At 71.9% G+C, this 8,093-nt stretch carries 8 protein-coding genes; 6 read left to right on the top strand and 2 right to left on the bottom strand.

Annotation, left to right across the window (positions count from 1 at the left end):
• The first annotated feature begins 337 nt into the window (after nucleotides 1-337).
• The 3 genes from ACSJD1_RS11745 to ACSJD1_RS11735 all read left to right on the top strand — a co-directional run bounded on the left by ACSJD1_RS11745 (nucleotide 338) and on the right by ACSJD1_RS11735 (nucleotide 3,725).
• Nucleotides 338-2,707: a DNA polymerase III subunit gamma and tau gene (locus ACSJD1_RS11745; protein ID WP_438855483.1), complete on the top strand. Its 2,370-nt coding sequence runs from the start codon at nucleotides 338-340 to the stop codon at nucleotides 2,705-2,707.
• A 3-nt stretch (nucleotides 2,708-2,710) separates the two neighbouring features.
• Complete coding sequence (gene recR, locus ACSJD1_RS11740; protein WP_438855482.1) at nucleotides 2,711-3,307, top strand: recombination mediator RecR; 597 nt, start codon at nucleotides 2,711-2,713, stop codon at nucleotides 3,305-3,307.
• Nucleotides 3,308-3,371: 64 nt separating this feature from the next.
• Entirely contained in the window at nucleotides 3,372-3,725 is a 354-nt protein-coding gene (locus tag ACSJD1_RS11735) for a nuclear transport factor 2 family protein (protein WP_438855481.1), read from the top strand.
• Here ACSJD1_RS11735 and ACSJD1_RS11730 read toward each other — a convergent pair.
• A complete protein-coding gene (locus tag ACSJD1_RS11730; RefSeq protein ID WP_438855480.1) occupies nucleotides 3,722-4,216 on the bottom strand; it encodes a hypothetical protein in 495 nt (164 codons plus the stop codon). The genes ACSJD1_RS11735 and ACSJD1_RS11730 overlap by 4 nt on opposite strands.
• A gap of 116 nt (nucleotides 4,217-4,332) precedes the next feature.
• Here ACSJD1_RS11730 and ACSJD1_RS11725 point away from each other — a divergent pair, with 116 nt between their 5' ends.
• Both ACSJD1_RS11725 and ACSJD1_RS11720 read left to right on the top strand, forming a co-directional pair.
• Entirely contained in the window at nucleotides 4,333-5,607 is a 1,275-nt protein-coding gene (locus ACSJD1_RS11725; RefSeq protein WP_438855479.1) for an aspartate kinase, read from the top strand.
• A 174-nt stretch (nucleotides 5,608-5,781) separates the two neighbouring features.
• Nucleotides 5,782-6,837: an aspartate-semialdehyde dehydrogenase gene (locus ACSJD1_RS11720; protein WP_438855478.1), complete on the top strand. Its 1,056-nt coding sequence runs from the start codon at nucleotides 5,782-5,784 to the stop codon at nucleotides 6,835-6,837.
• Between the two features lie 107 nt (nucleotides 6,838-6,944).
• On the opposite strand, the gene ACSJD1_RS11715 is transcribed toward ACSJD1_RS11720, so the two are convergent.
• Complete coding sequence (locus ACSJD1_RS11715) at nucleotides 6,945-7,565, bottom strand: MerR family transcriptional regulator (RefSeq protein ID WP_438855477.1); 621 nt, start codon at nucleotides 7,563-7,565, stop codon at nucleotides 6,945-6,947.
• A gap of 88 nt (nucleotides 7,566-7,653) precedes the next feature.
• Here ACSJD1_RS11715 and ACSJD1_RS11710 point away from each other — a divergent pair, with 88 nt between their 5' ends.
• A complete protein-coding gene (locus ACSJD1_RS11710; protein ID WP_438855476.1) occupies nucleotides 7,654-8,073 on the top strand; it encodes a hypothetical protein in 420 nt (139 codons plus the stop codon).
• The last annotated feature ends 20 nt before the right edge of the window (nucleotides 8,074-8,093 follow it).

Raw genomic sequence — 8,093 nt, 5'->3', positions numbered from 1 at the left:
GAGGTCGCGGCCGAGTTGACGCGGTTGAAGCCGGGCAAGATCGTCATCCTGGGTGGCGCCGGTGTGGTCTCGTCGTCGGTGGCAGCCCAGCTCGAAGCATTCCTAGGGTAGACGCGAGAGGTTGGGATCGGGCCGCGCAGAAGTGGCCCGATCCCGCCTCGTGCGTTGCGAAAGGCCCCGATTGATGTTGCGAAAGGCCCCGATTGATGTGGTCGCCCGCGCTGTGCCAGGACGGCTGCACGCTGAGCGACCCGCAACTGAACGGCTGCATCGCCGGACGATTGGCCGGATGTCGAGACGCGGCGAGGGTGTCGGACGCCGCGACTACCATTGACGCGTGGTCACCGCCCTCTATCGCCGCTACCGGCCCGAGACCTTCGCCGAGATGATCGGCCAGTCCCAGGTCACCGAGCCGCTCATGACGGCACTCCGCACCGACCGGGTGAACCACGCGTACCTCTTCTCCGGCCCTCGCGGCTGCGGCAAGACGACGTCGGCGCGCATCCTGGCGCGCTGCCTGAACTGCGCCGAGGGGCCGACCGACACCCCGTGCGGCGTCTGCCCGAGCTGCGTCGAGCTGTCGCGTGCGGGCGGCGGCTCGCTCGACGTCGTCGAGATCGACGCGGCATCCCACAACGGCGTCGACGACGCCCGCGACCTGCGTGAGCGCGCGGTGTTCGCGCCGGCTCGCGACCGGTACAAGATCTTCATCCTCGACGAGGCGCACATGGTGACGCCGCAGGGCTTCAACGCACTGCTGAAGCTCGTCGAGGAGCCCCCCGAGCACGTGAAGTTCATCTTCGCGACGACCGAACCCGACAAGGTGCTCGGCACCATCCGCTCGCGCACGCACCACTACCCGTTCCGCCTCGTGCCGCCCGCGCCGATGCTCGACTACGTGCAGAAGCTCTGCGACGAAGAGAGCGTGCAGGTCGAGCCCGGCGTGCTCTCGCTCGTCGTGCGGGCGGGCGGCGGCTCGCCGCGAGACACGCTGTCGCTGCTCGACCAGCTCATCGCCGGGTCCGAGGGGTCCACGGTCGGGTACGAGCGCGCCGTCGCGCTGCTCGGCTACACGCACGGCGCGCTGCTCGACGACGTCGTCGAGGCGATCGGGGCCGCCGATGCGGCGCGGGCGTTCGCCGCGGCCGACCGCGTCATGCAGACCGGGCAGGACCCGCGCCGGTTCGTGGAGGACCTCCTCGAGCGGCTCCGCGACCTCATCGTCGTCGCCGCGACCACGCCCGAAGCCGCGGCGGCGGTGCTGCGAGGCGTCCCGGCCGACGAGCTCGCGCGCATGTCGACCCAGGCATCGGTGTTCGGCGCCGCCGAACTCTCCCGAGTCGCCGACCTCGTCAACCAGACCCTCACCGAGATGACGGGTGCGACCTCGCCCCGACTGCACCTCGAGCTCATGCTCGCGCGGGTGCTGGTGCCCTCGAGCGATGAGACCGAGCGCGGCGCGCTGGCGCGCGTCGAGCGGCTCGAGCGTCGGGTCGGGGTGACGGATGCCGCGGGCGACGGTTCCGTGCCGGGAGCGCCGGCATCGGCCGCTCCGACGACGCCTTCCGCGGCCGCACCCTCGAAGGCGGCTTCCCCGCCTGCGGAGCCGCCGGCGGTGGAGCGTCCTGCTCCGTCCACGCCCCCGAAGTGGGAGACGCCGAGCGTCGAACCCGCCACCGGCTCCGAGCCCGTCGCGCCCGCCGCCACCCGGTCGCCGTCCGCTCCCGACGACGCGCCGGCTCCGGCGGCGCCGGCTCCGGCGCGACCGGTCGGCCCGGTGACCGTCGAGCAGATGCGCGATGCGTGGCCGGAAGTGCTCTCCTCGCTCCAGCGCACGAAGCGCAGCGCGTGGATGGTCGCGTTCACGGCCCAGGTGCTCGAGTATCGCGACGACGACGTGCTCGTGCTCGGCTTCCCCAGCGAGTCCGACATGGGCAGCTTCCGCTCGGGCCCGGCGGGCCAGAGCGTCGGCGACCTGCTCCGTGCCGCCATCAACGAGGTCCTCGGCGTGAGGGTGAAGTTCCTCGCCCGCGTCGTGTCGGCCGGCGGGGGAGCCGATCGCGGACCCGGGGCACCGGCGTCCGGTGCGCCGTCGGCGCGCGACGGAGTCCGGGCACCGGCCGACCCGGCGACCGCACCGCCGGGGACGGCCCTGCGTTCCGACGGGGCAGCCGGCGTCGTCCCCGGGCCCAAGGCGGCCGCGCCCGGCGCACGCGCCGCCGGCAGCCCTGCCGGCGAGACCTCGGCGGCCCCGAGCGGCCCGGTCGATTCCTGGGCCACGGTCGCGATCCCGACCTCGGACCCGACATCGGCTGAGCCCGACGCGCCGACCGCCGCGGCATCCGCCCCGACCGTTCGAACGGCCTCGCGCACCGCCGTCGCAGAACGCCCCGCACCGGTCGAGACCGCGTCGCCTGTCGCAGCCGACGACGACGTTCCGCCGCTCGACGATGCCGACGCCCCGCCACTCGAACCCGAGCCCGACTACGCGCCCGGCCCCGAGGCCGACGGCCGTCCGGCGCAGGCAGCACCGGCGCCGTCCCGAAGCGGCGCGCGGAAGCCGGCATCGCGTCCCGCACAGGGCGCGCCGGCGGGCGCTGCGCCGCCCATCCAGCGGTACGGCGAGGCCGTCGTGCGCGACCTGCTCGGCGCCACCTTCCTCGAAGAGGTCGAGGCGCCGCAGACCCGATTCGGCGAGCGGGGGTAGCGCGTGTACGAGGGCATCGTCCAGGAACTCATCGACGAACTCGGCCGGCTCCCCGGAATCGGTCCGAAGTCGGCGCAGCGCATCGCGTTCCACATCGTGCAGACCGAGCAGTTCGACGTCTCCCGTCTCGCCGAGATCCTCACCGAGGTACGCGACAAGGTGAAGTTCTGCGAGATCTGCGGCAACGTCGCCGAGCAGTCGACGTGCTCGATCTGCCGTGACCCGCGCCGTGACGCGAGCCTCATCTGCGTCGTCGAGGAGGCGAAGGATGTCGTCGCCATCGAGCGCACCCGCGAGTTCCGCGGCCTCTACCACGTGCTCGGCGGCGCCATCAGCCCGATCGACGGCATCGGCCCCGATGAGCTGCGAATCCGCCAGCTCATGCAGCGCCTGGCCGACGGCACCGTCTCCGAGGTCATCATCGCGACCGACCCCAACCTCGAGGGCGAGGCGACCGCGACCTACCTCAGCCGCCTGCTCACGACCCTCGAGATCCGCGTCACCCGCCTCGCCTCCGGCCTGCCGGTCGGCGGCGACCTCGAGTACGCCGACGAAGTCACGCTCGGCCGCGCGTTCGAGGGCCGGCGCGTCGTCGGCTGACGCACGGAACGGCGCCCCGCGCCATCCGTTGACGCACGCTCACGGCACCAGTAGAACGGACCGCATGAGCGCAGGAACCGACTGGGTCGCCGGCTACGTCCGGGCATGGGCGTCGAACGACGCCGACGACATCGCCGCACTGTTCACCGAGGACGCGGTGTACGAGTTCAGTCCCGACGACCCCGACGCGCTCCGCGGCCGCGAGGCGATCATCGCCGGATGGCTCGACTCGCGCGACGAGCCCGGCGACTGGCACTTCGACTGGGAGGTGCTCAGCGAAGCCGGCGACCTCGTCATCGTGCAGGGCCGCACCGACTACCCGGCCGCCAAGCTCTACGACAACCTCTGGGTCATCCGGCTCGCCGACGACGGCCGCGCCTCGCGCTTCACGGAGTGGTACATGGAGCGCGACCGCTAACGCAGGACCTCGACGAGCACCACCCAGGCGATCACGATCGCCACGACCACTGCGAGGATCGCCCCGGTCGCGATCGCGCCCAGCCCAGCGCCGGTGAAACCCGCGAGAACGAGACCGGCACCGACGAGATACGCCGCGACGGGCAGCAGCCCGAGCAGCGACCGCGCCGCCCGCAGGCCCGCCCGACCGTACCGCTCTCGGCTGACGGCGCGCATCGCCACGACCTGGAACGCACCGGCGATGAGGGCCGCGACCCCGACCTCGAGGCCGTACGCGATCGCGGGCTGGCCGGGCACGAGACCGAGGGTGCTGGCCACCAGCGCGAGCACGAGCGCCGCGATCGCCGCGCCGGCCCTCGCCGGCAGCGCGGCCGACGACATGATCTCGCGGATGTTCACCGACATCGCGACGATGAGGAGCCCGGCCAGGGCCGCCGTCGCCCCCGCGATCGCCACGTTGAAGTCCGTCCAAGCTTCCAGCGTGTCCGCCATGTCCGCACTGTAGTCCCGCCGTCACATGGCCGGGCGCGCATGCGCCCCGCCGTATGATGGTCCTTCCGGCGCCGGGTGAACGTTTCCCCGGCCCAGACACCCCCGGGAGCGCCCACGTGAGCTTGATCGTGCAGAAATACGGCGGATCGTCCGTCGCGGACGCGGAGAGCATCAAGCGGGTGGCGAAGCGCATCGTCGAGACCCGCAGGGCGGGCAACGACGTCGTCGTCGCGGTCTCCGCGATGGGCGACACGACCGACGAGCTCATGGACCTCGCCAACGAGGTGACGCCGATCCAGGCCCCGCGCGAGCTCGACATGCTGCTCTCGTCGGGCGAGCGCATCTCGATGGCACTCCTCGCCATGGCCATCAAGAGCCTCGGCCACGACGCCCGTTCGTTCACGGGCAGCCAGGCGGGCATGATCACGGATGCCACGCACGGCGCGGCGCGCATCGTCGAGGTCACCCCGGTGCGCCTCCGCGAGGCGCTCGACGAGGGCGCGGTGGTCATCGTCGCCGGGTTCCAGGGCTTCAGCCGCGAGTCGCGCGACATCACGACGCTCGGCCGCGGGGGAAGCGACACCACGGCCGTCGCGCTCGCAGCAGCGCTCGACGCCGACGTCTGCGAGATCTACACCGACGTCGACGGCGTGTTCACGTCCGACCCGCGCATCGTCAAGAAGGCGCACAAGCTCGACCGCATCACGAGCGAGGAGATGCTCGAGCTCGCCGGGTCGGGCGCCAAGGTGCTGCACATCCGCGCCGTCGAGTACGCACGTCGCCACGGCGTCACGCTGCACGTGCGATCGTCGTTCAACAACAGCGAGGGGACGATCGTCTACGACCCCGAGCGCCTTCCCGAAGGAGAAGCTGTGGAAGAGTCCGTCATCGCCGGTGTCGCCGTCGACCTCGGGCAGGTCAAGATCACGGTCGTCGGCGTACCCGACGTGCCCGGCGCGGCCGCCAAGATCTTCAAGATCGTCGCGAGGACCAACGCGAACGTCGACATGATCGTCCAGAACGTCTCCGCGGCGGCGACCGGGCGGACCGACATCTCGTTCACGGTGCCGAAGTCCGACGGCGAGAAGGCACTCACCGCCCTCTCCGACGCACAGGAGTCCCTCGGCTTCGAGTCGCTGCAGTACGACGACCAGATCGGCAAGCTCTCGCTCGTCGGCGCCGCGATGCGCTCGGCCGCCGGCATCTCGGCAAGGCTGTTCGAGGCGCTCTACGAGGCGGGGATCAACATCGAGATGATCTCGACGAGCGAGATCCGCATCTCGGTCGTGACGCGCGCCGACAGCGTCAACGCCGCCGCGCGCGCGGTGCACACCGCGTTCGACCTCGACGGCGACGACGACGCGATCGTCTACGCCGGAACGGGTCGCTGACCCGCGGCAGCAGAGCGGATGCCGCGCCGCGCGAGCGGCACTCGCCCCGCGTCATCCGTCGATCGACTGCCGGTTTGCGGGGGAAGCCTGCCAATGCCGGACGATCGGCCGCCACGGGTCCTGCGCACCGCGGAACCTCCTGAATACTTGATGGATGCCACGAGAGGAAGCACCATGGCACACGGAGTGAACATCGGCGTCGTCGGCGCCACCGGTCAGGTCGGCGCGGTCGTGCGTCGCCTCCTAGAGGAGCGAGACTTCCCGGTCGCCTCGATCCGCTACTTCGCCTCGGCGCGATCGGCCGGCACGACGCTGCCGTTCAAGGGCGAGGACGTCGTCGTCGAAGACGCCTCGACCGCCGACCCGGCCGGTCTCGACATCGCGATCTTCTCGGCGGGCGCGACGCTGTCGAAGGCGCAGGCACCGCGCTTCGCGGCCGCGGGCGTCACGGTCATCGACAACTCCAGCGGCTGGCGCATGGACCCCGAGGTCCCGCTCGTCGTCAGCGAGGTGAACCCGCACGCCATCGACGAGGCGAAGAAGGGCATCATCGCGAACCCGAACTGCACCACGATGGCGGCGATGCCGGTGCTGAAGGTGCTGCACGACGAGGCGGGACTCGAGCGGCTCATGGTCTCGACGTACCAGGCCGTCTCGGGCGCGGGCCTCGCCGGCGGCGAGGAGCTCCTCGAGCAGGCGAAGGCCGCGGTCGCGCAGGATGCGATCGGCCTCGTGCACGACGGATCCGCCGTGACGATGCCGGATCCGCAGAAGTTCCCGCGGCCCATCGCGTTCGACGTGATCCCGCTCGCGGGTTCGATCGTCGACGACGGCGACCTCGAGACCGACGAGGAGAAGAAGCTCCGCAACGAGAGCCGCAAGATCCTCGAGCTGCCCGGCCTCCGCGTCGCGGGCACCTGCGTGCGCGTGCCGGTCTTCACGGGCCACTCGCTGTCGATCCACGCCGAGTTCGCGAACGCGATCACGCCCGAGCGCGCGACCGAACTGCTGGCGGATGCCCCTGGCGTCGCGCTCAGCGACATCCCCACGCCGCTGCAGGCCGCGGGCACCGACCCGAGCTACGTCGGCCGCATCCGCCAGGACCAGTCGGCGCCCGAGGGCAAGGGCCTCGTGCTCTTCGTCTCGAACGACAACCTCCGCAAGGGCGCCGCGCTGAACGCGGTGCAGATCGCGGAGCTGGTCGCGGCGAAGCTGCCCGCGTCCGTCTGATCCGATCGACTCACCGGACCCGGTCGCCTGAGGGCGACCGGGTCCCGTGCCGTCCGGGCGAGGGCCTCGGCGTCGGCGGCCGATGACCGCACGGCCGCGGCATCCGCTCAGCGACCGAGGTCGAGCCGTGCGGCGATGTCCTGGTGGGCGAGCCGGCGCAGCGCGAGGATGACGGGCTCGTACAACGCAGTGCCGAGCACCGTGTACTCGACCGCGGCGCGCGGCTCTTCCGGCATCCGCTCGAGGTCGTACGCCGCGAGCTCGCGCACCGCGCTCCCGTAGGCGAGCAGGCGTTCCGGGCTGATCGGCAGGCCGGCGTCCTCGGCCGCGGCCAAGGCGGTCTCGAGCTGCGCGACCGCGGGGAAGCGGGGGTCGTAGACCTGGCCGAGGGCCTCGAGCGCCGCGCGGGCCCGCGGGTAGGGGTCGGGGTCGCCGGCCGGAGGCGCCTCGGTCGGCGGGGGGAGAGCGCCGACGGCTCGGCCGAGCGTCGCGTACAGGTCGCCGCCGGGGTCGTCGACGAGGGTGAGGATGGCCCGCGCCTGGTGCACGCTCAGCCCGACGGGTCCGGTGAGCGCCCGGATCAGCGCGAGCCGACGCACGTGCGAGGCGTCGTACGTCGCCTGCGTCGCCGACGTCGCGACGCCGGGATGGAGCAGCCCTTCGCGCAGGTAGAACTTGATCGTCGCGACGGCGACGCCCGAGGCGTCGGCCAGGGCCGAGATGCGCATGCGGACTCCTTGCATTGGATAGCAGAACTCTCTAATATTGGAGAGTCACGCTATCCAATCATGACATCTGACCCCGGAGGGCCGCGCCATGCCGTCGCCGATCGACACCGTCCTCATCGGAGCGCTCCTGCTCGCACTCGTCACGGTCGAGAGCGGCGGATGGTTCCTCACCCGCGTCTCGCGCGGCCTCGCGCCCGCCAACCCGCTGCAGCAGTCGTTCTTCCGCGCCGGGCACGCGCACGCCGGCGTCCTCATCGTGCTCTCGGTCGCGATCCTCGCCGTGCTGCCGGCGGCGGCCCTCGAGGGCGGATGGCTCTGGGTCGCCCGACTCGGCGTGCCGATCGCCGCGATCCTCATGCCGGCCGGCTTCTTCCTGTCCGTGCTCGGGCGCGATCCGGCGAAGCCCGGCCGAGCCATCCTGCTGCTCTGGCTCGGCGCGCTCTCGCTCACGATCGGTCTCGCCACAGCCGGCGTCGGCCTGCTCGCAGGCGGCATCCAGGCCCTCTGACTTCGCACCCGGGCTGGTCA

The organism is Agromyces excoecariae (assembly GCF_051715505.1).
In the GTDB taxonomy this organism is placed as follows: Bacteria; Actinomycetota; Actinomycetes; order Actinomycetales; family Microbacteriaceae; genus Agromyces.
The sequence above is the reverse complement of the archived record's forward strand: the minus strand, read 5'-3'. Positions and strand labels throughout refer to the sequence as shown.